Origin of the sequence: Mucilaginibacter sp. cycad4 (genome assembly GCF_034263275.1) — a bacterium.
Classification (GTDB): domain Bacteria; phylum Bacteroidota; class Bacteroidia; order Sphingobacteriales; family Sphingobacteriaceae; genus Mucilaginibacter.
In genome coordinates this window covers 706,183-730,425 of record NZ_CP139559.1, presented here as the reverse complement: position 1 = coordinate 730,425, position 24,243 = coordinate 706,183, and the positions used below count along the sequence as shown (strand labels likewise).

Genomic DNA, 24,243 nt, shown 5'->3' with positions numbered 1-24,243 from the left:
CCTGCAAAAAATGACTCAATGACCTAATGATTCAATGACTAACGGAGTAGCGGGTCCCGTTCTTTAGTGAAATGTTTATAAACCATTTTATCCAAAAAAGCCGGTACAAGTTTGCTTAGGGCTACCGTAAGTTTGCCCTGGCCGGTGAGGGTTAATGTGCGGGCCCGGCTTTCTATGGCATCAACAATATGTTGGGCTACCTCATCGCTGCTCATCATTTTTTGTTCTTCGAGGGTGCTTTCGCCTTGTTGTTTGCCCTCACTGTTTAAGGCTGTATTACGGATATTTGATGCTGTAAAGCCAGGGCAGGCCGTTAATACATGAACGCCGGTTTTGAGGTTTTCAACCCTCAATGAATCCAAAAAGCCGTTCATAGCAAATTTTGACGCCGAATAGCCTGAACGGCCAGGCAAACCTTTATATCCTGCAATAGATGATACACCTACTATACTGCCCCGGGTTTTAGTAATTTCGGGCAAGGCATATTTAATGCAGTTAACCATACCCCAAAAATTAACGTCCATCACCTGTTTTAGCACATCCACTTTTGCATCCTTAAACAGGGCGCGCATGGTGATGCCTGCGTTGTTGATCAGTACATCAATTTTACCAAAAGTGATAAGGGTTTGCTTAATGAGCTGCGCGCAATCTTCCTCATTGGTAACATCACATTGCACGGCAAGGGCTTTTATTTTATAGTCCTTTTCCAATTGCTCGGTAAGCTGGCAAAGGGTAACATATTGCCTTGCTGCCAGTATTACATTGGCACCGCGTTTGGCACATTCATAAGCAAGTGATTTTCCGATGCCCGACGAGGCGCCGGTGATGATTACGACTTTATCATTTAACTTCATACGAAGGAGGAATTAGCTGCGGGATGCCTTCCACCTTAAGTTCGGGCACCTTAAATAAATATTTGGACGCGAAGATAATCATCGCCCCATAATATTCCTTAATGTGTGCCCAGCTAAATTTAACCTTGTTTTGTATATTAAAATTGATGATATAGGTTTTGGGGAAATAGTAGTTTTTAAACCCGGCAAGCCTGATGCGGTATGAATAATCAATATCATAACCATAAGTATGAAAACGCTCATCCATCAATCCGATATGGTTAAGCGCCTCTTTACGCAACAGCATAAAAGCACCATTAATGATATCCGATTCAGACGTTTGAAACTCTTCAACCCAATCTTTACTCTGCGGACTGGTGAGCCTTGATTTTGAAAAGTGTTTTGCCAGGCCGGTTAGCTTGAAAAAGGTTTCCCAGGGTTTGTTAAAGCCGCGTTTTGACTCTTTTAAAAATTTGCCTTCAGGAGTTATCATACGTACCCCCAAACCACCGGCATTGGTATGCAGATCCATAAATTCAAGAGCTTTTTCAATGGTCTTCTTGCCTGTAATAGTATCCGCATTGACCAGTAAAATATACTCGCCTATAGCCAGTTTAAGTGCATGGTTATATGCCCGGGCCATACCCTCGTTTTTATCGTTGGCTATTATCTTTACATCAGGAAATTCAGTATTTAACATGGCTATCGACTTATCGGCCGAAGCATTGTCGACCACAAAAACCTCGTGACTAACGTCCTGCGCGGCCCTGACTACTGCATTCAGGGCAATTCTGAGCAGGTTGCAGGTATTATGGCTTACAACAACTATAGATAGTTTCATGCTATTTAGATAGTGAATTTTCGTACGGAACACGGGTAGCTATGGAACGGCCCAAAGTTATCTCGTCTACGTACTCTAATTCACCACCAAAAGCTATGCCACGAGCTATGGTTGTTATCGTAATATTGTAATTTTTTAATTTTTTATGAAGATAAAACAGTGTTGTATCACCTTCCATGGTGGCGCTGAGGGCAAAAACCACTTCTTTTACCTCGTTATCGGCTGTTGGTTTAAGACGTTCAACCAGGGTATCCACCTGCAAATCTGACGGTCCAACGCCATCCATTGGCGATATTAAGCCACCCAGTACATGATAAACACCATTAAACTGATTGGTATTTTCAATGGCCATTACGTCGCGGGTATCTTCAACTACGCAAATAAGGCTGTGATCACGACGATGTGATGAGCAGATCTCGCAAACCGGCTGATCAGAGATATTATGGCAAACCCGGCAAAACTGAATCTCGTTGCGGAGCTTGGTTACCGCGGTACTAAAACGTTCAACATCCTGCTTATCCTGGTTAAGTAAATGCAGCACCAAACGCAGGGCGGTTTTTTGACCTACCCCCGGTAATTTAGCGAATTCGGCTACGGCATTTTCCAGCAATTTGGACGAGAAATTCATTGTGCGAAGGTAGGGAATTTAAGTCGGAAGTCCGAAAGTCTGGGAAGTCGGAAAGTCCGGAAGTCGGGTAAGTCCGAAAGTTGGATGCCTGTAGATTTAGAAAATTAAAAGTAGAGAAGTTATGGTTGGCAAATCTTACAATGTATTTGTATTTTGCAAAAAATCCTCCGGACTTTCGGACTTACCCGACTTCCGGACTAAATAAAAATCTTTCGGACTTTCGGACTTGCCGACTCTCGGACTTACCCGACTTTCGGACTTTCCGACTTCCGGACTTAAACAACACCTATGTCGCCAGGAGTATTATTGTCATTCATCATCGGTTATTTTTTGGTATTGCTGATCATCTCGTGGCTTACATCAAAAAAATCTTCAGATAACGATACTTTCTTTGTAGCCAACCGAAATTCCAAATGGTACTTAGTTGCCTTCGGGATGATTGGTACGGCATTGAGCGGGGTTACTTTTATCTCCGTTCCCGGTAAGGTTGGCACCGATGATTTTGCTTATTTCCAGTTTGTGCTGGGCAACGCGGCAGGTTTTTTTATCATAGCTACTGTATTACTCCCCTTATATTACCGACTTAAACTCACATCCATTTACAGTTATATTGAAGGCGCTTTAGGTGTTTGGAGTTATAAAACGGCGGCAGCTATATTTTTGGTGAGCCGGGTTATCGGTTCGGCATTCAGGTTATACCTGGTGGTAATCGTACTGCAGAAGTTTATTTTCGACAGCTACCATGTTCCCTTTGCTGTTACGGTGCTAATTTGTTTGCTGCTCATTTGGTCGTACACCTTTAAGGGTGGTTTGAAAACCATTATCATTACCGATAGCCTGCAAACGTTTTTCCTGGTGCTGTCAGTTTTCCTATCCATTTACTTTATTTGTCAAAGCCTGCACATGAATATTTTTGAAGCTGCCGAAACCATCAAAAACAGCAGCTATTCTAAAATATTTTTCTTTAATGATTTTATGAGCAGCAAGCTGCATTTAGGCAAACAGTTTTTAGGTGCTATGTTTATCACCATCGGCATGACCGGCCTTGACCAGGACCTGATGCAGAAAAACCTCAGCCTTAAAAACATCAAAGAAGCGCAAAAAAACATGTTCAGCTTTGTTGGCGTTTTCGTAATCATCAATATCTTTTTCCTGAGTGTGGGCGCTTTGCTTTATATGTACGCCGCTAAAAACGGCATCAATGTTACCAAAACCGACTACCTGTACCCTACCATCGCCCTTCAATATTTAGGATTGGTTCCGGCTATGGTATTCATGCTGGGGTTAACGGCAGCTACCTTTGCCACTACCGACTCGGCACTTACAGCGCTCACTACTTCTTTTTGTGTAGACTTTTTAGGCTTTAACAAGCGCAACGATGTAAACAGCAAAAAAATGGTTGCTGTAAGGCATTGGGTACACATAGCCTTTTCGGGGCTGATGTTCTTGACCATTATTATATTCAACGTCATAAACAACGAGGCTGTAGTAAGTGCTATATTCAGTGTGGCATCCTACACTTACGGCCCCTTGCTTGGCCTTTATTCATTTGGCTTGTTTGTAGGCAACAGACAGGCAATGGATAAACTGGTACCTTTCATTTGCGTACTCTCTCCTGCTATATGTTATTTATTAAATGCCGAATCAAAATCAATTTTAGGCGGATATGTTTTTGGTAACGAACTCATCATTGTAAATGGATTAATTACATTTATCGGGTTGTGGGTATCCTCTTCGAGGAAGTCCGAAGTCCGTCAGTCGGAAAGTCCGAAGATAGGATGATTAAAAAGTTAAATGACTAATAAACCGGAATCAATTTTCTTTGTACTTTGCATTAATTAATATAAGATAAAACTTCCGGACTTTCGGACGTTCCGACTTTCGGACTGAAAACACACTTCCGACTTTCGGACTCCCGACTTCCGGACTAAAAAAAGGATATGACCGGAGAAGATAAAATAAGACAAGCATTCGAGAACAAAAACTGGCAGGAAATTAAAGTTACCGACTCCTGGCAGATCTTTAAAATAATGGCCGAATTTGTCGACGGCTTTGAAAAACTGGCCAAAATAGGCCCATGCGTATCCATCTTTGGGTCAGCACGTACACACACCGATAACAAATACTACCAACTGGCTGTAGAAACAGCCCGCCTGCTTACCGAGCATGGTTATGGTGTAATATCAGGCGGCGGACCGGGTATCATGGAAGCAGCCAACAAAGGCGCTTATGAAAATGGCGGTAAATCGGTTGGCCTCAACATTGAACTGCCTTTTGAGCAGTTCCACAATAAATATATCGACAGGGATAAGATCATGGAGTTTGATTACTTCTTTATCCGCAAGGTTATGTTTATGAAATACTCGCAGGGCTTTATCATTTTGCCCGGCGGCTTTGGCACTATGGATGAATCGTTTGAGGCTATTACCCTTATCCAAACCGGTAAAATTGCCCGTTTCCCAATCATTTTTGTTGGGGTTGAGTACTGGAAAGGCCTGTTTAAATGGGTTGAAGAAAAAATGCTGAACGATCAGCACAATATCAATCCCGACGACCTTAACCTTTATCGTGTGGTTGATACCGCCGAAGAAGCTGTTGAGCACATCACCCGTTTCTATAACAAATACGTGCTTAAGCCAAACTTTTAACAGGCAATACAAACAAAAATGCCGCTCCAACAGGGCGGCATTTTTGTTTGATATAGTTTTATTGATATAACGTTTTGTTTGGCTAAAAACAATCATTCAGTTGTTTTTATAGCAGGATTAATTTGTTTTAACTCTCTAATAAATTGATCGATATTTTGGGGCGAAATATAGATATCATCGTATTTTTTATATTTTATGATAATTCCTTTGGCTGATAACGAAGGCTTTAAACCTATAAAAAAATTCTTAGTCTTAACTATCTCAACGATAGTATCGATTTCAATAGTTCCATTTAACAAAGCTGACTTATAAAATAGTTGATTGCCATTAATACTGTAATAGGTGTCATACCACATCCAAATTAAATAGATCATTACGGCTACCAATATACAAGACCCTACGTAGGCTTTATCTAAAAAGCTAACCACTATCATTATCGCAATAAAAATGATTAACGCAATGAAGATAAATGATTTGCGCGAATAATATTTCACTGTGCGTCTTTTTGTCTAAAATACAAATTATTACCTGTTTATCTAACAACGTATACTTACCCAACCGCTGCCCGAAGAAATTTCGAACAGCGAACGTGAGTTTACTTGCTTTAACTGTTCTCACGAAAAATGCCGCCCTAATGGTGCGGCATTTTTGTTTGATATAGTTTTAGGTTTGCAATCAGTTATTTCATGTTTTGTTTTGGAGTAGCAGCAACTTCCGCGGCTACCGGCGCTTTTGCCATGTCAATCATTGTGCTCACTTCGTCTACCAGTCCATCAGCCGAACCATCAAAGCCTACCACCTTAAACCGGATATTGCCGTTTTTATCAATAATAAACTTGCTCGGTATGCCGGTTACACCAAATTGTGATACCACTTTTGACTGCCTGCCATCGCTGCCTTTTTCATCTATCAGCACGTTGAAAGTGTATTTATTTTCGGTAATGAATTTCTTTACACCATCAATATAATTATCGCCGTTTTCCCAGGTATCAACAAACAGGAATTTCACATCCTGATCGTCCTTATATTTATTTACAGCCATTTGCATTCCCGGAAAAGATGCTTTACAAGGGCCGCACCAGGTAGCCCAAAAATCAACTATAACAATTTTGCCTTTTAAGTCGGCCAGCGAAACGGTGTTTCCCTCAAAATCTTTAAGGGCAAATTTGGTGGCTGGCTCGTTGATCATTTGTTTAGCCACCTCTTCTTTCTTTTTGTTTTTTGCAATATCTGACAAGTCAGCCAGGTATTGATCGTAACCTGCTTCGCCACCTTTTAAGCCAACATAGGCCTTTTTTAGCTCGTCCTTTAAAGCCGGGGTAACTTTAGCTGCCTTAAATGCGCCCTCAATTACATCTTTTGATTCGGCATATTTGCCAAGGGCATTTAAAATAAGTACGTAATGCTCATTGGTGATAGGGTCATTATCCTTGCTATCTGCATAAACTTCTTTTTGATATTTAAGGGCCTCGTCATATTTTTTCTCTTTATATAAAATGAATGCATAACTATCAGCATACATGTTATATACATCCTTGTTTTGCTTTTGCATGCTCTTTACCGACATAAACGGCGAAGCCCCGGGATGCTTCATTTTTTCAATAACGATGTCCAGCGATTGTTTTGACAACTTTTCTGCTTCCCCGAGGCGCTCATCTTTTTGGGCCCAACCATAAGCTATGTTATTGTAACTGTTTGCAATACTTGATTTATTTTGCACCTGTGCTGCATAAGCATTAAAAGCAGCAGTATTACCATCAGTTAAAAAGCCGGTAGCCAGTTGTCCTCTTATGTAATCTATGCGTGAGCCTTTATCAGTGGCCATATCCGGGAATTTGGCTATATATGCTTTATAAAGCGAATCTTTTTTGTGCACATCCTTTTCGCGCATCATAGCAAACTCTGCTTCGTTTTTTACAGATTCACCGTTAGGGTATTTAGCTTTGATAATCTCGCCCAATGAATCGGCAGAAGCCTTTTTGCTCCGCCAGTTCAGGATATTAGCGGCCAGGATCAGGTCTTTTTCTACTGTGCTTTTTTCAAGCGATTTAACTTTGGCCTCTAACAGGGCAGCAGTAGCCGGATCTTTCTTCTTTGCTAATATGTAGTAGTAATTAAACTGGTATGGTTTTTCGGCCTGCGGATATGTATCGTATTCCTTTTTAAATAAGGACAGGCCTTCTTCCTGGTCGGTCTTTATTTTGGCAAAATTGCTGCCAACCCCACTGGCCAATATATAACCTTTTGCTTCATAAGCACCCTGAACAGGTTTTTTATCTTTATAAACTAAGTATACGTACCCTTTGTCATTATTATTATCAATATCACCGTTACTAAAGATCTTTACAAAAAAAGCTTTCGCCGTAGCAGGAATCGTAAAATCGCCGGAAAGTAAAGTACCATTAGGTTTTAGTTCGAGGTCAGCTGCCGGGTTATCCTTCCCATCAATGTAATATACCTCTGCGCTGATATCCTTTTTTCCGGCAACGGGCGTACCCGCCGGATCATAGTTAATCTTAACTTTTTCAGCTGGAGATGGATAATTATCAGATAATGTAAGATGGTTACTTTGTGCAAAAACATTTTGCATAGCCAGCAATGCCGGCAATAACATCATTGATTTGTGTGGTTTCATAGGTTTAACTAATTATATAGTTCAAGTTAAGTACTAATTATTATAAATACAATTATTTTAACAATTATTAACGTTAATAATTTATTTTGCGCCATGGATAAGTCCGCCAAGAATAAACCCCAGGGAGCTTTAGGCTTCATATTTGTTACTTTACTGATTGATGTGGTAGGCTTAGGGATCATTATACCTGTACTGCCCAAACTAATTGAAAAACTGATCCACGCCGGGCTTAGCGAAGCTTCGCTTTATGCTGGTTTTTTAACGCTGGCCTATTCGGTAATGCAGTTCCTGTTTTCGCCAATGATAGGCAACCTGAGCGATAAGTATGGCCGCCGTCCGGTTTTACTTTGTTCCTTATTGGGTTTTGGCATTGATTATCTGTTTCTTGCCTTTGCACCATCCATATGGTGGCTATTTTTAGGCCGGGCCATTGCGGGCATCACCGGCGCCAGCTTTACCACAGCATCGGCCTACATAGCCGATGTAAGTACGCCAGAAAAACGCGCCCAAAACTTTGGGATGATAGGTGTTGCCTTTGGCCTTGGCTTTATCATTGGCCCGGCAATTGGCGGTGTGTTAGGTAAAATGGATGTTCAATATCCGTTTTTTGCGGCTGCCGGCTTAGCCTTTTTGAATGCCATTTATGGATTCTTTATCCTGCCAGAGTCGCTGGACGATGCCCATCGCCGTCCCTTCGATGTTAAAAGGGCGAATCCGCTGGGCTCATTGCTGCAATTAAAAAAATATCCTTCGGTAATAGGTTTAGCATTGTCACTGTTCCTGGTGTACTTTGCAGGCCAGGCCGTACAAAACGTTTGGACATATTTTACCTTCGAAAAATTTAAATGGGGCGAGGATACCGTTGGTTATTCCCTTGCCTTTATAGGGCTGATGATAGCGCTTGTTCAGGGCGGCCTGATGCGTGTGATACTGCCCAAGCTGGGCATGGAGCGCTGCATTTGGGTTGGCTTGCTGCTATATAGTATCGGCCTTATCCTGTTTGCCATGGCAACCCGGGGATGGATGATGTTTGCCTTTATGGTGCCTTATGCCCTTGGCGGTATAGCGGGCCCGGCATTACAGGGCATCATGACCAACCAGGTACCGGCCAATGAACAGGGCGAATTGCAGGGCGGCCTCACCAGTTTGATGAGCTTAAGCGCAATTTTTGGCCCCTGGGTGATGACCACCTTATTTTACTATTTTACTAATGATAAAAGGCCTTTCTTTTTGCCGGGGGCGCCATTTATTTTAGGTGCGATACTGATGCTCATAAGCGCTTTGCTTGCTATCCGTAATTTCAAAAACGTTAAAAAAACCTCGGCGAAGGATGTTGATGCTATAGCTACGTTGCATTAACCGTTTTATAAAAAAGCTTAATGCAGAATGCACAAAGCTCGCCCGTTGTTGGTGTTGTCACCAGCAACATTTTGGGCTCTCGTATTTTTATAATATCGGAACACCATTATTAAAAGACAAGGCGTAAAGTTGTTGGTGACAACACCAACAACGGCAAGTGCGGGATTGTGCGATTCCCTTCCAGGGGAGGGAATTATAAAATCTGCCGGCCGATTGTTGTGATAACACCAACGACGGCAAAAAAGAAGCAGGTATTAATCAAAGATAAAACTGTAAAACAGCCCATAACAAAACTTTTAACCCGCTTAAACCTTTATCATTATTAATGAGCGCCAAACCTAAAAAAAAACATACCGCCGCCTTAGGGTTTATTTTCGTAACGCTTTTTATTGATGTACTTGGTTTAGGCATCATCATCCCGGTAATGCCCTCCCTGCTCGAAAAACTGGGCAATATGGATGTTAGTACCGCGGCACAATACAACGGCTACTTAACCTTCACCTACGCCTCTATGCAGTTCCTGTTTTCATCGTTGCTGGGCAATTTGAGTGACAGGTACGGTCGCCGGCCGGTATTATTAAGTTCGTTGTTAGGTTTTGGGATCGATTATTTTTTTATGGCCTTTGCTCCTACCGTAGCATGGTTGTTTATCGGGCGGGCAATAGCGGGCTTTGCAGGGGCCAGCAATACCACCGCGACCGCTTATATTGCCGATATCAGTACCGGTAAAAACCGGGCGGCAAATTTCGGTTTGGTTGGAGCAGCATCCGGACTTGGATTTATCATTGGCATAGGTACCGGCAGCTTCCTGGGTGCATTGAATATAAGGTTTCCGTTTATGCTCGCTGCCGCGTTGGCGCTCCTGAACGCAGCATATGGTTACTTTGTATTGCCCGAATCATTGAACATCAAAAACCGCAGGCGTTTTGAATGGAAAAAAGCCAATCCCATCAGCTCGTTGCGTAACTTGTCTCGTTATCCTTCCTTAACCGGCTTGATCGGTGCGTTTTCATTAGTATACATCGCTCAAAAGGCTGTTGAATATGTGCTGTCGTTTTATGTAACTGAAAAATTTGACTGGTCGCTCAAGAGCATCGGCTTTTTGGGGTTCTTCATCGGCATAGTACTGGTATCCATACAAGGCGGGCTCATCAGATTTACCATCCCTAAATTTGGACAGGAGAAAAATATTATAGCCGGCTTATTATTTTACACCATAGGTTTAAGCCTCATAGCTTTTGCCAACCAGGGCTGGATGATGTATGTTTTTATGGTGCCCTATTGTCTTGGAGGCATTTCCGGGCCATCATTACAGGGTATGATCACCAGTACGGTATCAGCCAAAGAGCAGGGCGAATTGCAGGGCTCGTTAACCAGTATCAGCAGTTTGGCAGTGATCATTGGGCCGCTATTAATGAGTTCGGTGTTTCATTTGTTCACCCATCGCAATACTTCAACCTATTTTCCGGGCGCACCTTATATATTGGGAGCTGTATTGATGCTGATAGCTGTTTTTTTGGCGATCAGGAGTTTTAAGAAAGCCGGGGTGACAGATTCAAAAGAGGTGGAGGTGATACCATAGGAGCATGCAAGCCCCACCCCAACCCTCCCCGGAAGGGAGGGCTTTAAGAAAGTCTCCCCTGCCGGGGGAGATTACTCGCGATTAATTTGTTTTTAGTGCTCATGAGGGCTACGCCGTTTAGAGGGGGCTAATCCAACCCGCTCACCCCGCCCGATATTACAAACTTCATTACATCGGCTGCACTCTTATCCATCGGTTTTACCTTATCGGCAGCAATGATGATCACCTGGCCTGCAAACGAGTAGGAATACGGAAAATACACAGCTACTTCACCAGGTAAACCGATCTTTGCCAGATCTTTCTGAACCAGGAAACCTATCTTTTTTAAACCGAACTCATTTACCTCAACCAATACCGGTTCATTAAACTTTTTCTCTTCACCAACAAAAGCTTCGGTCAGATCTTTTATTGACGAATACAGGAACGCGAAGATGGGCAAACGTGCAAACCAGCGCTTAAACCAGCCTTTAATGGGTTCGGTGATTACATTGGTAACCAACACCCCCATGATCATGATAACCACCACTACGTTCAGGATCCCCAAGCCGGGGATATATACGTGTTTACCTGCCTTATCAACTAAAAGATCGCTCAGGTTAAGGGCTTTATCAATACTGGCTACCGCCCAGTACATCAGGAAAATGGCTGCGCCTATGGGCACCACCACCAACATCCCTTTTACAAAATACCTGAATAATACCCGCGCTAACCTGTTCATCTTAAGCCCCTGATTTCTACTCGTAAAAGTACACCCTTTTTACCCTTTGCGAAATATTAGTTAATATTTCGTAGGGTATCGTGCCTATTTGCTTAGCCAGTTCCTCAATGCGCTGGTGCTCATCAAATATGATTACCTCGTCGCCTTCACGTACATCAAGGCCACTTACATCCAGCATACACATATCCATAGTGATGTTGCCTACCGTTGGCACCAGGGTACCTTTTACCAGCATTTTGCCAACACCTTTGCCAAAGGCACGCAGGTAGCCATCGGCATAACCGATCCGGATGGTGGCTATTTTACCGTCTTTAACAAGGCTCCCGCTGCGGCCATAGCTGATCGTTTCCCCTTTTCCTATCTTTTTAACCTGGGCCACGCTCGTTTTTAAACTGGCTATAGGCTGCAAACCTGCATCAGATTCCGGCACCGACGAATCGATCCCATACAAACCTATCCCTAATCGAACCATATCATAATGTGCCGAAGGCCAGCGGATAATGCCAGCCGTATTGCAAATGTGCTTGATCACCTTATAACCCAGCGTGCGTTCTATCTCCTTAAAAGCCTTTTCAAAGCGCTTGATCTGCTTTTTGGTAAACTCGTCATGTTCAGGGGCTTCGCTCGCAGCTAAATGTGAAAACACCGACTGCACCCGTACATAGCGGTTGGCCTCCAGCATATCGCACAGGGTTTCTATCTCATAGTTTTCAAAACCCAGGCGGTGCATACCGGTATCAATTTTAAGGTGAACCGGGTAGCCGGTAATGCCCTGCGCCGAAGCATAACCCACAAAATCATCTAACAAACCAAAACTGTAAATTACGGGCTCAAGCTTGTATTCGGTAAGCTTATCAAATGCCGAAGCTTCGGGGTTGAGCACCTTGATGGGCAGGTTAATCCCAGCCTGCCGTAAAGCTACCCCCTCATCAATATAGGCAACCGCCAAATAATCAACCTTATTATATTGCAGCATATTGGCAACCTCAAAAGTGCCGCTGCCATAGCTGAAAGCCTTTACCATTGCCATTACTTTTACGCCAGGTTTAAGCTTTGATTTATAAAAATTGAGGTTATTTAGTAAGGAGTTCAGGTTGATCTCCATTACGGTTTCATGTGCTTTTTGGGCTAATGCACGGCTCACCTGCTCAAACTCAAAGCTCCTTGAACCTTTGATCAGGATGGTTTCATCCTTAAAATTGAGCGCCTTTAATTGCTGTAACAGTGTGGCGGTATCGGCATAAAAATGCTGTTGGGCTATGTCAAAATATTGCTGGTGGCTGAGCAGGGCTTCCCCTACCCCAACAAATTTATCAATCTTTTTAGCCCGGATCAATTCGGCTACCTGCTTATACAATACGTCCTGCTGCAGGCCCGACTGGTAAATATCCGAGAGGATCAGCGTCTTTTTTTGATGCTGATTTTGCTGCGACAGAAAATTAAGCGCTATCTCCAGCGATTGCAGATCCGAATTGTATGAATCATCAATAACCGAGCAGTTGTTTACCCCGTTTTTTAACTCCAGGCGCATACTTACGGGGGCGAGGCGCTCGATGCGCTTATCCGCCTCTACAGCACTGTAGCCTAAAGCCAGCATAGTAGCCCAGCAGGTAATGGCATTTTCCACCGAGGCCTGGTCGGTAAAAGGCACAAGGCATTCGATCTCCTTGCCCTGGTAACGGGCACGGAAATAATAATTTTTGGAGATCACTGTCTCGCTGAAAACATACAGGTCAGCCTCACGAAATTTACGGCTCCAGGTAAAAGTTTCTCTAGTCGCGATGTCTTTTTCATAACCAATCAACTGATCGTAATTGTGGATCAGCAGCCTGCTGTTTTTAAATAGCCCAAGTTTTTCCAGGAGCTTTTGTTTTGGCGATTCAAATCCCTCGTCATGCGCAGGGCCAATGTGGGTAAGTACCCCTATTTCGGGCTTAATGATAGCTTCCAGCTTATTCATTTCGTTTACAGTGGAGATGCCCGCTTCAAAAATCCCCAGATCGTTTCGGTCGTTGATTTGCCATACAGAAAGCGGTACACCAATTTGCGAATTATAACTTTTGGGATTGCGTACAATATTTTTATCAGCCGAAAGCAACTGGTAAAGCCATTCTTTAACTATAGTTTTACCATTGCTGCCGGTAATACCGATCACTTCCAGTCTAAAACGGCCGCGGTGATAAGCAGCTAATGTTTGCAGGGCGACCAGCGGATCAGTCACTATCAAAAAGTTTGCACCGGGCAGGTTAAACTCAGGACCATGTTCTACCACAAAATTGCGCACACCGCCTGCGTAGGCTTCGGCAACAAACTCATGGCCGTTTCGCCTGCCGCTCAGGGCAAAAAACAAGCCTTCGGCAGGGTTGTTGATCCTGCGGCTATCGGTAAAAAGTGCACTGATAGTATATTCTTCAACAATGTTGCCATCTGCCTTGATGATCTTTTTTATAGCGCTTATAGTGTACGTGTTACTGGGCATGTTGCTAATTTGGAGATATTAAAACAAATAGAATAATTTTTAACGAATTTTGGCTTTTAAATGGATCAGCCCAAATCAATTAAAATTACCGACGAGAAAATTGCCCTTGCAAAAGCCGAACACTTTTGTGCCTACCAGGAGCGAGCCCAACAGGAAGTACGCGACAAACTTTACGAGTGGGGGCTATGGCCTGAGGCTGTTGAACGCATTATAAGCCTATTGATAGAGGGCAATTTCCTTAACGAGGAACGCTTTGCACGGATCTATGCTAAAAGTAAATTCAACCAAAAAGCATGGGGACGCATTAAAATTAAACAGGGCCTTAAGCTTAAACGAGTACCCGATGTATTGATCAAAAAAGTCCTCCTTACTATTGACCCTGACGATTATTTGACTGCATTAACCCACTTATTACAAAAAAAAGAGGCTACCCTAACCGAAAAGAACCAGTTGAAGCGCCGGTACAAGCTGCAACAGTACGCCATGGGCCGCGGATTTGAAGCTGAGCTGATATCTGATATTTTGAAAAACAGCGAGTTATAAACTATTTTCAAAAAAATTAAATTTTTCCTTGCAGAGTATGCATTTCTGCCTATATTTGCACTCCCGCAAACGAGATAAGCAGCCGGTTAACGGAAGCCAACTCAAAGCGAGAAAAATACCAATGCGAAAGTAGCTCAGTTGGTAGAGCACGACCTTGCCAAGGTCGGGGTCGCGAGTTCGAATCTCGTCTTTCGCTCAAAGCCCTTCCTGTTAAAAAAGAAGGGTTTTATTTTTAAAAGGTTAGACACCTGCTCAGATGGTGGAACTGGTAGACACGCAGGACTTAAAATCCTGTTCCCGTAAACGGAGTGCGGGTTCGATTCCCGCTCTGAGTACAAAAGCAGAGTAAAATCGCTTCAAAAGCCCTTAAATCAAATGATTTAGGGGCTTTTCGTTTAAAAACCCCGCCAAAAGATTCATTCAATCACATGTTTTAGTTGAACGATTCGTTGAACTCGCAAGAGCAAAGAAAATCGTTCAACGAAAAGCCTACAAACAACTGTATATCAAGATGTTCAACACCTAAACATCTTGATAAAAAAGCCATTAAAATCGACATTTGTTTAACCTTTTTATTGAATGATTATGTTGGAAAAAAGCTTCGGGTTAATGTTCTTCATGCGCAAACCCAAAAACAGTCCAGATGGTACTTATCCTATCTACCTGAGAATTACGGTTGATGGTAAATCCAGTGAACTGTCTACGAAAAGAAAATGTCACACCGCCACCTGGAATGCAAAGACCGGACGATCAACCGGCAGCAAAGAAACCATAAGGGAATTAAATTCTTTCCTGGATGCACTTATGCAGCAGGTTTATCAGGCTAAGCGGCGACTGATGGAAGCAGATAAGGAACTAACATCTGAGGCCATAAAAAGAAACATGATGGGGACAGACGAAGAAAAAAGAACAATCATTGAAGTATTTAATAAGCATAACCAACAGTTGAAAGCACTTGAGGGGACGGAATTTGCACGCAATACCATCAAGCGATATGCAACAACGCTGGAGCATACAAAGTCTTTCCTGACGTGGAAATATGGCACAGAAGATCTTGACATTAGAAAATTAGATCATGAAACTATAGCGGGATTTGATTTCTGGTTAAAGGGCATTCAGAAGTGCAACCATAACTCGACCATGAAATACCTGTCCAATTTTAAAAAGATTGTTCTGATTGCTGTTAAAAACAAGTGGTTACCATCTGATCCCTTCGCAAATTTCAAATTCACTAAAAAGCCGGTTCAGCGCCTGGCTTTGACTGACCACGAATTAAATGCCATCGCGACAAAAAACTTTAAAAATGAACGCCTGCAAAGCGTAAGGGATATTTTTATTTTTAGCTGCTATACCGGTCTTTCATACACGGATGTTCAAAAATTGCGGGCCGACGAAATTCATATTGGCATCGATAAAAAACTATGGATATTTACAAACCGACAGAAAACAGGCACTGCGACCAGATTGCCACTAATGCCTGAAGCCTTAGCCATTGTTGAAAAATATAAAAAACATCCCAAATGCATTGTAACCGGATTGCTCCTGCCTATTTTAAGCAACCAAAAGATGAACTCCTATCTGAAAGAAATAGCAGATACCTGCGACATAGATAAACCGCTCACATTCCATATCGCCAGGCATACATTTGCTACTACGGTTACACTGAATCATGGCGTGCCTATAGAAACAGTTTCAAAAATACTGGGACACTCATCCATTAAACAGACGCAACATTATGCGAAATTGACTGATAATAAAGTTAGCGATGATATCAACCAGCTAATTGCTAAACGCAAGCAGATAGGTTAATAATAAAATAAACAGCATTTATAATAATTCAAAAAATGCTAAGGCAATTGGATATCCTTATAACGCTTCAAACCCTTTCAAATAGATAAATTATTTTAGTTATTTTTGTATGACAACATTACCACAACTCATGCGCAGCACAGTAAAAGATGTACGCTCCAAATCGATATTTGAGTTATCCGCACAGGAACTGTCCGACAGGCTTCGTCCGACCGCTGACGCCGTTAAGCGTGAAACATTCACTAGGAACGGTTATCTCACTTACTACGATAAATTCGTTTGTCCCGATACCAGTTACATGGTACATGAGTATCGCGATAGAAAAGAGCTGGTACAAATAGATGATAAAGGTGCAGCACATCTGATCAAAATCCTTTAGTTATGACCTTGGACAACCCGCAACTACTGATCGTAGCGGGGCCGAACGGTGCAGGTAAATCTACCTTTTCAAAAGATTTATCCGCTGCCGGTGCATTTATCTTTGATGCAGATAAAGAGGCTGCAAAGATTGAAGCACGTTATCCCGGCCTGCCAGGCGAAAGCGTTTCTTACGCAGTTGAGCAATATTTTCTGGACTGTGTAGTGAAAGCATTAGACAATAAAACAGATTTTACAGTAGAAACAAATTTCAGGGATGCCGCGTTGATGAATACCGTAAACCGGTTCAAGGAAAACGACTATGTTGTCAACATAGTTTATATCGGGCTGAGCGATGTTAAGCAATCCATGGATCGTGTAGGCGCACGAGTAAAGGGAGGTGGTCATTTTGTGGACACAGGTAGCATCCATTATAATTATATCGAAGGATTAAAAAACTTTGAATACTTCGCGGATCGTTTCGACAATCTGGAATTCATTGATGCCAGTGAAAATTTATACGAACTAAGGTTACTACTAAGCGTACAGAACCGACAAGTTGTTTTTGTCAGTAATGATTTGCCAAAGTGGGCTAAGCCTGTTATATCGTCAATAGTAAAGCAATTCAATCCCAGTTTGCCGAAACGAGACGACGATAATAAATATCGCCGTGGGCGACGGCGCTAAATGGTAAGATTCAATGCGTATGTCCATTTAAATAAGGAGGCCGTCGACTTCCTTTACCAATTTTTATATTTGTATTTGACAAGGCGAGAGCATGGCAGCGTCACCTAGTCTTTTATACACGATAATGAACTTGCCGCCATCGATACAAAGTTTGAACCCTATTTTGAACTTCACGAAATCGAAGACGTCTTTGATTTATTTGATGGTGTTCAATCCGCTCCAAATGATGCTATTACCGGCAAGCTCATTGGGAAAACACAACGCGATTTACCTATTGAACTTAAGAAAGCTGTAATAGAGGTTTACAACAAATATTTTGTTGATTAAGGTAAATCGTCCAGATAGAGCCGACTCACGAATAATTACAACCACACTAAGTCATTCACCGCTTAAACAACCGGAGCTGTTAGCAGGAAAACTGTCAAGGGCCACGGCGATAGCCGTGGTTTACATGCCCTTGACGGTTTTCCTGCGTAGCTACCTTTGTGGCTGCGGTGCTGTGACTAACCTATACCCCGCGGGCTGGAAAGTCAGGTGCGTATGAGGAACGAATACACTCCTGCACGTGCGACGGCTAGGCTGGCGGCGTAATGGAACCCGGAGCGAAGCGCGTGGTGTAATGAAGCCGCCTGCCGCAGCCGCATGGCCTTTCACGTCAGTCAAAAAATGGAAAAAACGCTTTTAAATTTAAATATTTAATGCGAGATCTGCTGGCCCTGGGATTTTTTCTTTCGTTTTTTCTTTTGCTCGGTTTCGCTTTCCGGGACAATAATAGCACCTGCTGAGTACATCGGTTCCAGCATCACTTCCAGGAAACTTGCCGCTGTCTTACCCGCTGCCGAAAGCATACCGGTCGTTGTCGTAAACAAGCCTTCCGCAACTCCCTGGGCCAGTTCATTAGCCACCGACCTGCTTTCATAATTCCGCGAAGCTCCTTCAGCTAACATGCCCAGCTGTTCCCGATGCGATAGCTCACCGTTTTTCTGCACATTGGAGTATGCCATGGTATCTTTAAGCTGCCTGTCAAATTCAAAAAGGCTGTCAAAAAGAGATTCCCCGCTCTGTTTGAATGCCACCCGGTCAAACTGCCCCATCTTTTTAGAATGCTCCGCATTCTTTCCCCTTGAGGTATTCATCGGGCTAAGCTTGATCTTATTGGTTATATCCTTACGGCTGACAATAACCTGCACATGCATCTGCTCACCTTCTTTACGGTCGCCCCGCTGTTTCAAACCTTGTTTTACTTCCGGGTCATTATAGCTGCAATAACGATAGTTTTCCAGCTTGGCGAACCATAAAAGGTCTTCATTAGTGTTTACACCATCCCGGTTAAAGTTTTTTGCATAGACATCCATCACCCTGACTGCGAAACCCTTCATTTGTTCTTTAGCACCATTTTCGCCATACTGTTCTTTCAGAAACCTGATCTCTTTCTGGCTTGGGCTAATATTGACCAGGAAAAACTTAGCATCGTCTTTACCGAGCTTGGCGACATTATTGTCGATACTGCGCATGACCTCGTAAGGCTCGATCCTGATCTGCTGGCCATTGAACCAATATTCAGGTTCCTGCTTATGGTCAATCCGGTTTTCTTTTTCCAGGTAATTTACCAACCCCGCGCTGCTGCCTTTGTTCGCCGCTTCTTTACTATCTGTAATATTGATAAACATAAGTTGTCCCCTAAACCTCAAATCGAAAATAAAATCCATGATCAAAGCAAACTGACCTGTGATTTGGTAACAGCGATCAGCTCATCTTTTTCCCGGCCCGATGTCATGATCCCGAAAGCCTCCCTTGATTTGATATAACCGTCAAGGATAAACAAAAACTGTTTTTTCAGATGCTCCTTACTTTTTTGGCTTTTCGAGATCGTTTCCATCAATGCATTTATTTCGGTTAACTTTTGCGCCAGCACATGCTGGTTACTCAGTAAATCCGTATTCGCCTTGAGGACTTGGGTATTAAAACTTTCGATGATCTTAACTTGCGATACAACCACCCTGTCCATTTCAGTTTTGATCGGAATGAGCAGCATGTTCTCCTGACTTCTGATAAATCCGATATACTGCTGGTGATTCTTCATCAGCGCATTTTTTAATAACTCATCATTTAGGTCCAGTGGGTCTTTCTTGCTTTTATAAAAGTAATCGACCATCTGGATAAAAACCTGCCGCTTAGTCCTGCCCAGTTTAAGGGCGATCTTTTCAAACTTCTGATCTACCGTGACCGGGTATCTTACTGATCTCACATTGATATCTTCCATACTCATCGTTTTCAAATTGACGGCATAGCTGTATATACAATTATGCCTTTATTCTTATTTAAAGGATACCGCAGAGTATCCTGTTTTCTTTTATCCCATAGGTGGAAACGCCCTAAAGTATCCCCGGAGGATACGTAAAACCCCCGTAGCGAAGCGTAGGGCAAGCAAAGTAGGGCTCTGCCCAACTTCCGCTTGCTCCCCCCGCTTTCGCGAAGCGACCGCCGCTTTTCTTCCTGATTTGCGAAGCAAATCATTACCGATGCAGCTTTTTGCTGCACCGGATTTATTATATCTATATATTTGCATATCCATATATCGAAATAACCAGTTATTCCGATATACAGCTATTAGTATCGCCCGGTATACAGGTATACAGGTAAACAGATACAAAGTATCGGGCTACACTTCCCAACGGGCAGGCCAGTAAACCTGGCTGCCGAGTTTGGGATGGTATGACGGCTCATAACGGATGTAACCATATTCATCGAGTTCTTTGATACACTTGTGATACGTTGCAATGGATGCGACTTTGGAAAATGCCATGAGCGTTTTCCGGGTTACACCAAACGGACTTATAAAACCACTGCGTTGCCAACAGACAAACAAACCCGTAAATAAACTGAGGTGCGTTGACAACAACCGGTTATCTTTTTCCATGCGTCTGACCAGGCTTGCATAACCCGCCAGTTCTTTAACAATTTCCTTCTGTAATTTCATTTGCCCTCACCCTCCAGAATCTTGTTGATATCTTCCAGTTTATAGTACATGATGCTGCCTACTTTGGAAAAACGTAGTGTGCCATTGATCCGAAGATTTTGCAGGGTGCCGGGTGAGATACCCAGCAGCTTCCTCACCTCATTGCTTTTTAGCCATTTCTTAGATTGCCCCTGTCCAGGCTGTAACAGTAGTTTGATCTCCGTTAATAACTCACTTTTAAACTCTCTTAAATCCTCTCTGGTGATCAATTCGATTGCTGTCATTTTAATATATTTTTATCGTGTATAATTCTTGCCCAAATTTGAGCAAGCCCTATTTTATTGCTTGGGGCTTTAATAGGGTGACCCCCAAAATTTTTTTATTATATATTGTTTAGTTTCGCACGGTGATGCCCTCCTTTCTTTATTAAACCCGTTCAATGGAACAATAAAATGCCGGCCACTGAATACAATGATTCAAAAGAGAGGGCTAAAACAGCAAAATGAATGACCATTGCAGGCGTTTGGTCACGAACGAAAAGACAAAAGCCTATTTCTTAGGCTTCTGAATAATTTTGAAGAGTTTGTCTTTTTCAGAGATGATCGTGTATTTCGGCGGCGGATTGTCTTTATCGGCAGGAAAATAGTTGTGGGCGGTATCGATGGAGATGGGTTTATCACCATGTACAAAGTTCTTGGCGATCAGTTTATACCAGGGGCTTTCTGTTTGGCTATTGACGAGTTTGTTGTCATTTGGCAGGATCAATGTTCTCATCTGATTAACCAAATCTATAAACACCGGCAGGCCTCCTTTACTAATCACGATCTTTTCACCGGCTTCGTATTTAGCGGCTTCTTTAACCTGACTTTCCAGTTCTTTTATTCTTGTCTCTAACTGGTCGATCAGTTTATTTTTATCGGTGATGACCGATTCCAACGGTTGTGTTTTATGCCACTGATCAATGGTTTTAAGGAATGCCAGAAACACTTCCAGTTTAGCTGTAAAAATCAATCCTTTGGCATAGGTGCTACCTGATGGCTTAAGGCCTTTATAGTATTTGATCCTGCTTGTTATGATATCATAAACATGTTCAAAAAAAGCTTCTTCCTGTGAGGGGTTACCTTCTAGGTAATAATCTAATTGATAATTATAGAATAGCGCATACTCGTTGTCCCTTATTCTGTAGATCTTATCCAGAAAGAAATTCAGCGCAAAAATTCTGTCTGTAAATATTAACCATCCGATATCGTAACGGTGCGGGAATAGCTCAAAACGGCTACGGAATTTGAAGTAGGTGTCTGAAGGCATAAATTTTAATATAGCTAAATAAACGATATATTATAGCTTTAGTTTATCTGATTTAAAAAGAGAAATTATTCTGGCATCAATTATAAGTGGTTTGAGGCCTGTTACGGACTCCTTTTTTGAAAATTGAATCTTGCCCCACCTCTTGAAGAGGCGAAAAAGTGGATTTACCCCATTCAAAGTTGGTTTAATGGCCTGGTCCCTCAAGAATACGAGTATGTGCCATCCGTCAAAGCGGCTAATAAATCTCTTTGCAAAGAAGGCGCTTCATAACTGAGGCACCTTCATAAAGTTAAAGTTGGGAAAAGGCAGTAAACAACCTTAGGATTATTGGCTGTTGGTGGTGAATGAAATATTTTCTACATGTTCTCCTACGAAGAAGCCTGCCATATCAGAAGTTTTATACCATCCCGGCTTAGCAGGCATGTGATCGCTGATCACTTTCCCGTTGATCATGAGGTTTACAAAACAGATATTTTTTACTTTATGCAGATCATCGTACCCCGCAATAATCGATGTGGATGCATTGTTACCATTATAGCTGATGTTTTTGAATACCACATTCTCGATTCCCCGTCCTGGCGAGGTGCAGTATTTCTTATTGAAAAAGACGCGTAAATTCACGAGTTGTCCATGTCGGAAATCTTCTATTCGGATATTCTCAAAGCGCACATTTCGGATAAGGTTACTGTCTCCTGCATTTAGGCTTAGACAGCCCTGGTAATCATATTGCATTTCCATATGATCAAGAATGTCAATATTTATATAATTGAGTTGCTCCAGAACGTCCGGTTTGGGTGTGTTGCCGTGTGTTCCTACCAGGATAGGATGAGCGACGTCAGCCCATAACGTCGAATTTTGCATAGTAACATTTCTGCAGCCTCCGGTAAATTCACCACGAGTGCCATACACTGTAGTACAATCGTCGGAGTTTCTATTAAATACGCCATCAAATAATACATTATTGCTGGATACCACATTCATGCCATCGCCCCATTTATAATAACTGATTGCCTTCACGTTTCGAATGGTCACATTTTCCGAGCCCCCGGTAAAACATTGCGAGCAAATAACTCCCTCAATCGTCACATTTTTAGAAAAGGCTATTCTTACACCCCTGAACGGCGCTTGCTCGATGATCCCTCTTCCTAAAACCTTTACATCCCACGCATGCTGAATTAAAATCCTTCCTTTCAGAATTGCCCCTCCGGCCAGATAAACGGTTTTTCCGGAGGTCACCATTAATTCTCCGCCTGGAACTTCATGTATCCCAGGGCCATAATAAATTACGTTAGGATCCTTCGGGTCGGGAACGAAGTCTTCCACGCAATTGGCAAACAATTGCAAATTATGAAAGATATCACCGTTCACTTCAATCGAAAGATTTGCAGGTTTTGATAGTTTGAAAAAGATCGTGTGCCCTTTTAACTGATGTTTAATATCATATGACAACGGTCTTATTTTTGCCGTATTAACAGGTCCTTTATTATAGGTAACTGATACCTCTACCTCACCAGCAAAGTCAAAATATGCCAGGGAGGAATTTTGCTCCTGGTGAGTCGTGCCCACAACCCGGTCAACTTTGATAAGATATTCGGGAAGGTCCTGCCATTTTCCATCTGGTTGACGGACTTGAACGGTGAAATCGTTGTTTTGAACCGCTCCGGTTGGTGCTGGATAAGTTTTAAGCTGATTTTGAATTTTCTCTGCCCGAACTGGTGTGATTATAATAAAAAAGCAAAGTGAAATAACTGAGGAAAGCGAAAGGCGAATTATTCTTTTAATGGTTGTCATGTAAAGTGTGAAGCTTTTATACTAACTAAGACGAGTAATTTCTTTCCATATACTCATGGAATATGTACAGAATCATTCGCATTCTCTACCGTGATCTGTCTATGGATCAGATTTTGGAAGAATTTGTCTTATTCAGAGCAAAGGAGTAGTCGTTAACCTACCGAACCGGTAGCTCAGTGATATCTCATGGGTAGCATTATTAAAGCCACCCAGGTTGGCTGATGAGATACCTAACTGGTAGCTGTACCCTACATGAAAGGCATTTATATTTAATGTAAGAATCCCTGCCATCGTCTTATCGGTACGGTAGTTGATGCCAAGCCCCAGGGTCTCTTTTATATACAGTGTACCAGATATATCCGCAACAAGCGGCACCCCTTTTGCATAGGCAACCAATGTTGCGGGTTTAAATTTGATATCCTCGTTGATATTGGTCAGCAATGCTCCCGAAAAGTAATAATGGCTCCTGAAATTGGAATTGTTTTGTACAGATGCGGTACCCAAACTGGTTATCGTGAGCTCGGGTGCCGAGATCCCCAGGTAATACCAGCCGGTATAATAGATTACGCCAAATCCAATGTTGGGTTTGGTTCCCCTTACATCATTCCTGAAGGTTGGATCAGAGGAATCCAATGTAGAATAATTGGCCGCATAGCTCCGTACACCCGCATTGAGCGATACCGCTAAATAACTGTACGGGTCCAATTGAATCCCTTTTGCAAAATAGGCATTTACTTCGGTTTGATGTTCTATAGCCAACTGGTTATTAAATACGATCAGTCCTGCGGCACCGTCGATAGATTCGATTGGCATGTTCCCGTTGATCAGGTAGGTTACCGGCGCCCCGTCTATCCCCACCCATTGCTTGCGCGCCAGGCTATGAATTGATCCGGCTTTATCCAAAAGGGAATAGGCCGGGTTAAACGGTGTTAAGTTATCCATATACTGGGTATAGCTGAAAGCCTGCTGCTGTGCAACAGCGCTGTTGCCTGTTACTATAAGTAACAGGCACAGGCTGAATGCAACAATTAGGGGAATTGTGTCATTATAAATTTTATTCATATGA

The 24,243-nt window shown here is 42.5% G+C and carries 22 protein-coding genes and 2 tRNA genes; 10 read left to right on the top strand and 14 right to left on the bottom strand.

Annotated elements, in window-relative coordinates; genetic code table 11:
- Nucleotides 1–38: 38 nt before the first annotated feature.
- The 3 genes from SNE26_RS03055 to recR are packed head-to-tail and all read right to left on the bottom strand — an operon-like array spanning nt 39 to nt 2,302.
- Complete coding sequence (locus tag SNE26_RS03055; protein WP_321557908.1) at nt 39–854, bottom strand: SDR family oxidoreductase; 816 nt, start codon at nt 852–854, stop codon at nt 39–41.
- Nucleotides 841–1,674 carry a glycosyltransferase family 2 protein gene (locus tag SNE26_RS03050; RefSeq protein WP_321557907.1) on the bottom strand — a complete coding sequence of 278 codons (834 nt, stop codon included), beginning with the start codon at nt 1,672–1,674 and terminating at the stop codon, nt 841–843. The genes SNE26_RS03055 and SNE26_RS03050 overlap by 14 nt, the downstream gene beginning before the upstream one ends.
- 1 nt (nt 1,675) lies before the next feature.
- A complete protein-coding gene (recR, locus tag SNE26_RS03045) occupies nt 1,676–2,302 on the bottom strand; it encodes a recombination mediator RecR (RefSeq protein WP_321557906.1) in 627 nt (208 codons plus the stop codon).
- 288 nt (nt 2,303–2,590) lie between these two features.
- Between recR and SNE26_RS03040 the strand changes: the two genes are divergently transcribed.
- Nucleotides 2,591–4,084: a sodium:solute symporter gene (locus SNE26_RS03040; RefSeq protein WP_321557905.1), complete on the top strand. Its 1,494-nt coding sequence runs from the start codon at nt 2,591–2,593 to the stop codon at nt 4,082–4,084.
- Between the two features lie 158 nt (nt 4,085–4,242).
- The gene (locus SNE26_RS03035; protein WP_090533093.1) at nt 4,243–4,950 is read left to right on the top strand and encodes a TIGR00730 family Rossman fold protein; all 708 of its coding nucleotides are present in this window, start codon (nt 4,243–4,245) and stop codon (nt 4,948–4,950) included.
- A gap of 92 nt (nt 4,951–5,042) precedes the next feature.
- Here the strand turns inward: SNE26_RS03035 and SNE26_RS03030 are convergent, their stop codons facing one another.
- Together SNE26_RS03030 and SNE26_RS03025 are read right to left on the bottom strand one after the other, a co-directional pair.
- Nucleotides 5,043–5,384, bottom strand: a complete 342-nt coding sequence (locus tag SNE26_RS03030) for a PH domain-containing protein (protein ID WP_321557904.1) — start codon at nt 5,382–5,384, stop codon at nt 5,043–5,045.
- A gap of 245 nt (nt 5,385–5,629) precedes the next feature.
- The gene (locus SNE26_RS03025) at nt 5,630–7,585 is read right to left on the bottom strand and encodes a TlpA disulfide reductase family protein (protein ID WP_321557903.1); all 1,956 of its coding nucleotides are present in this window, start codon (nt 7,583–7,585) and stop codon (nt 5,630–5,632) included.
- 93 nt (nt 7,586–7,678) lie between these two features.
- Here SNE26_RS03025 and SNE26_RS03020 point away from each other — a divergent pair, with 93 nt between their 5' ends.
- Together SNE26_RS03020 and SNE26_RS03015 are read left to right on the top strand one after the other, a co-directional pair.
- Nucleotides 7,679–8,944 carry a TCR/Tet family MFS transporter gene (locus SNE26_RS03020; RefSeq protein WP_321557902.1) on the top strand — a complete coding sequence of 422 codons (1,266 nt, stop codon included), beginning with the start codon at nt 7,679–7,681 and terminating at the stop codon, nt 8,942–8,944.
- 325 nt (nt 8,945–9,269) lie between these two features.
- Nucleotides 9,270–10,526, top strand: a complete 1,257-nt coding sequence (locus SNE26_RS03015) for a TCR/Tet family MFS transporter (protein WP_321557901.1) — start codon at nt 9,270–9,272, stop codon at nt 10,524–10,526.
- Nucleotides 10,527–10,653: 127 nt separating this feature from the next.
- Here the strand turns inward: SNE26_RS03015 and SNE26_RS03010 are convergent, their stop codons facing one another.
- Entirely contained in the window at nt 10,654–11,244 is a 591-nt protein-coding gene (locus SNE26_RS03010) for a DUF502 domain-containing protein (RefSeq protein WP_321557900.1), read from the bottom strand.
- A 16-nt stretch (nt 11,245–11,260) separates the two neighbouring features.
- A complete protein-coding gene (locus SNE26_RS03005) occupies nt 11,261–13,723 on the bottom strand; it encodes a bifunctional UDP-N-acetylmuramoyl-tripeptide:D-alanyl-D-alanine ligase/alanine racemase (protein WP_321557899.1) in 2,463 nt (820 codons plus the stop codon).
- 60 nt (nt 13,724–13,783) lie between these two features.
- Here SNE26_RS03005 and SNE26_RS03000 point away from each other — a divergent pair, with 60 nt between their 5' ends.
- The 6 genes from SNE26_RS03000 (at nt 13,784) to SNE26_RS02975 (ending at nt 17,119) form a co-directional block, all read left to right on the top strand.
- Nucleotides 13,784–14,266, top strand: a complete 483-nt coding sequence (locus SNE26_RS03000; RefSeq protein WP_321557898.1) for a regulatory protein RecX — start codon at nt 13,784–13,786, stop codon at nt 14,264–14,266.
- A 123-nt stretch (nt 14,267–14,389) separates the two neighbouring features.
- Nucleotides 14,390–14,462: transfer RNA gene (locus SNE26_RS02995), tRNA-Gly, on the top strand.
- A 54-nt stretch (nt 14,463–14,516) separates the two neighbouring features.
- Nucleotides 14,517–14,601 (top strand) — tRNA-Leu (locus SNE26_RS02990).
- Between the two features lie 244 nt (nt 14,602–14,845).
- Nucleotides 14,846–16,075 (top strand): site-specific integrase, encoded by a 1,230-nt coding sequence (locus tag SNE26_RS02985; protein ID WP_321557897.1) that lies wholly within the window; start codon nt 14,846–14,848, stop codon nt 16,073–16,075.
- A gap of 130 nt (nt 16,076–16,205) precedes the next feature.
- Nucleotides 16,206–16,454: a hypothetical protein gene (locus tag SNE26_RS02980; protein ID WP_321557896.1), complete on the top strand. Its 249-nt coding sequence runs from the start codon at nt 16,206–16,208 to the stop codon at nt 16,452–16,454.
- 2 nt (nt 16,455–16,456) lie between these two features.
- Complete coding sequence (locus SNE26_RS02975) at nt 16,457–17,119, top strand: zeta toxin family protein (RefSeq protein WP_321557895.1); 663 nt, start codon at nt 16,457–16,459, stop codon at nt 17,117–17,119.
- Nucleotides 17,120–17,814: 695 nt separating this feature from the next.
- Here SNE26_RS02975 and SNE26_RS02970 read toward each other — a convergent pair.
- The 7 genes from SNE26_RS02970 to SNE26_RS02940 all read right to left on the bottom strand — a co-directional run bounded on the left by SNE26_RS02970 (nt 17,815) and on the right by SNE26_RS02940 (nt 24,239).
- Nucleotides 17,815–18,789: a DUF5712 family protein gene (locus tag SNE26_RS02970; RefSeq protein ID WP_321557894.1), complete on the bottom strand. Its 975-nt coding sequence runs from the start codon at nt 18,787–18,789 to the stop codon at nt 17,815–17,817.
- A gap of 41 nt (nt 18,790–18,830) precedes the next feature.
- Nucleotides 18,831–19,382 (bottom strand): BfmA/BtgA family mobilization protein, encoded by a 552-nt coding sequence (locus tag SNE26_RS02965; RefSeq protein ID WP_321557893.1) that lies wholly within the window; start codon nt 19,380–19,382, stop codon nt 18,831–18,833.
- Between the two features lie 399 nt (nt 19,383–19,781).
- Nucleotides 19,782–20,099: a hypothetical protein gene (locus SNE26_RS02960; RefSeq protein WP_321557892.1), complete on the bottom strand. Its 318-nt coding sequence runs from the start codon at nt 20,097–20,099 to the stop codon at nt 19,782–19,784.
- On the bottom strand, nt 20,096–20,362 hold the full coding sequence (locus tag SNE26_RS02955) for a helix-turn-helix domain-containing protein (RefSeq protein WP_321557891.1): 267 nt from the start codon (nt 20,360–20,362) through the stop codon (nt 20,096–20,098). The genes SNE26_RS02960 and SNE26_RS02955 overlap by 4 nt, the downstream gene beginning before the upstream one ends.
- A gap of 265 nt (nt 20,363–20,627) precedes the next feature.
- Nucleotides 20,628–21,386: a hypothetical protein gene (locus SNE26_RS02950; RefSeq protein ID WP_321557890.1), complete on the bottom strand. Its 759-nt coding sequence runs from the start codon at nt 21,384–21,386 to the stop codon at nt 20,628–20,630.
- Between the two features lie 324 nt (nt 21,387–21,710).
- The gene (locus tag SNE26_RS02945) at nt 21,711–23,177 is read right to left on the bottom strand and encodes a glycosyl hydrolase family 28 protein (RefSeq protein WP_321557889.1); all 1,467 of its coding nucleotides are present in this window, start codon (nt 23,175–23,177) and stop codon (nt 21,711–21,713) included.
- Nucleotides 23,178–23,309: 132 nt separating this feature from the next.
- The gene (locus tag SNE26_RS02940) at nt 23,310–24,239 is read right to left on the bottom strand and encodes a PorP/SprF family type IX secretion system membrane protein (RefSeq protein WP_321557888.1); all 930 of its coding nucleotides are present in this window, start codon (nt 24,237–24,239) and stop codon (nt 23,310–23,312) included.
- Nucleotides 24,240–24,243 lie beyond the last annotated feature (4 nt).

Excerpts from the sequence above, each read along its gene's own strand:
- SNE26_RS03055 (WP_321557908.1), bottom strand. The coding sequence starts at position 854 with ATGAAGTTAAATGATAAAGTCGTAATCATCACCGGCGCCTCGTCGGGC.
- SNE26_RS03000 (WP_321557898.1), top strand. The coding sequence starts at position 13,784 with ATGGATCAGCCCAAATCAATTAAAATTACCGACGAGAAAATTGCCCTT.
- SNE26_RS03025 (WP_321557903.1), bottom strand. The coding sequence starts at position 7,585 with ATGAAACCACACAAATCAATGATGTTATTGCCGGCATTGCTGGCTATG.
- recR (WP_321557906.1), bottom strand. The coding sequence starts at position 2,302 with ATGAATTTCTCGTCCAAATTGCTGGAAAATGCCGTAGCCGAATTCGCT.
- SNE26_RS02985 (WP_321557897.1), top strand. The coding sequence starts at position 14,846 with ATGATTATGTTGGAAAAAAGCTTCGGGTTAATGTTCTTCATGCGCAAA.
- SNE26_RS03010 (WP_321557900.1), bottom strand. The coding sequence starts at position 11,244 with ATGAACAGGTTAGCGCGGGTATTATTCAGGTATTTTGTAAAAGGGATG.
- SNE26_RS02965 (WP_321557893.1), bottom strand. The coding sequence starts at position 19,382 with ATGGAAGATATCAATGTGAGATCAGTAAGATACCCGGTCACGGTAGAT.
- SNE26_RS02950 (WP_321557890.1), bottom strand. The coding sequence starts at position 21,386 with ATGCCTTCAGACACCTACTTCAAATTCCGTAGCCGTTTTGAGCTATTC.
- SNE26_RS02975 (WP_321557895.1), top strand. The coding sequence starts at position 16,457 with ATGACCTTGGACAACCCGCAACTACTGATCGTAGCGGGGCCGAACGGT.
- SNE26_RS03035 (WP_090533093.1), top strand. The coding sequence starts at position 4,243 with ATGACCGGAGAAGATAAAATAAGACAAGCATTCGAGAACAAAAACTGG.
- SNE26_RS02960 (WP_321557892.1), bottom strand. The coding sequence starts at position 20,099 with ATGAAATTACAGAAGGAAATTGTTAAAGAACTGGCGGGTTATGCAAGC.
- SNE26_RS03015 (WP_321557901.1), top strand. The coding sequence starts at position 9,270 with ATGAGCGCCAAACCTAAAAAAAAACATACCGCCGCCTTAGGGTTTATT.
- SNE26_RS02955 (WP_321557891.1), bottom strand. The coding sequence starts at position 20,362 with ATGACAGCAATCGAATTGATCACCAGAGAGGATTTAAGAGAGTTTAAA.
- SNE26_RS03030 (WP_321557904.1), bottom strand. The coding sequence starts at position 5,384 with ATGATAGTGGTTAGCTTTTTAGATAAAGCCTACGTAGGGTCTTGTATA.
- SNE26_RS03005 (WP_321557899.1), bottom strand. The coding sequence starts at position 13,723 with ATGCCCAGTAACACGTACACTATAAGCGCTATAAAAAAGATCATCAAG.
- SNE26_RS02970 (WP_321557894.1), bottom strand. The coding sequence starts at position 18,789 with ATGTTTATCAATATTACAGATAGTAAAGAAGCGGCGAACAAAGGCAGC.
- SNE26_RS03050 (WP_321557907.1), bottom strand. The coding sequence starts at position 1,674 with ATGAAACTATCTATAGTTGTTGTAAGCCATAATACCTGCAACCTGCTC.
- SNE26_RS03040 (WP_321557905.1), top strand. The coding sequence starts at position 2,591 with ATGTCGCCAGGAGTATTATTGTCATTCATCATCGGTTATTTTTTGGTA.
- SNE26_RS02940 (WP_321557888.1), bottom strand. The coding sequence starts at position 24,239 with ATGAATAAAATTTATAATGACACAATTCCCCTAATTGTTGCATTCAGC.
- SNE26_RS02980 (WP_321557896.1), top strand. The coding sequence starts at position 16,206 with ATGCGCAGCACAGTAAAAGATGTACGCTCCAAATCGATATTTGAGTTA.
- SNE26_RS02945 (WP_321557889.1), bottom strand. The coding sequence starts at position 23,177 with ATGACAACCATTAAAAGAATAATTCGCCTTTCGCTTTCCTCAGTTATT.
- SNE26_RS03020 (WP_321557902.1), top strand. The coding sequence starts at position 7,679 with ATGGATAAGTCCGCCAAGAATAAACCCCAGGGAGCTTTAGGCTTCATA.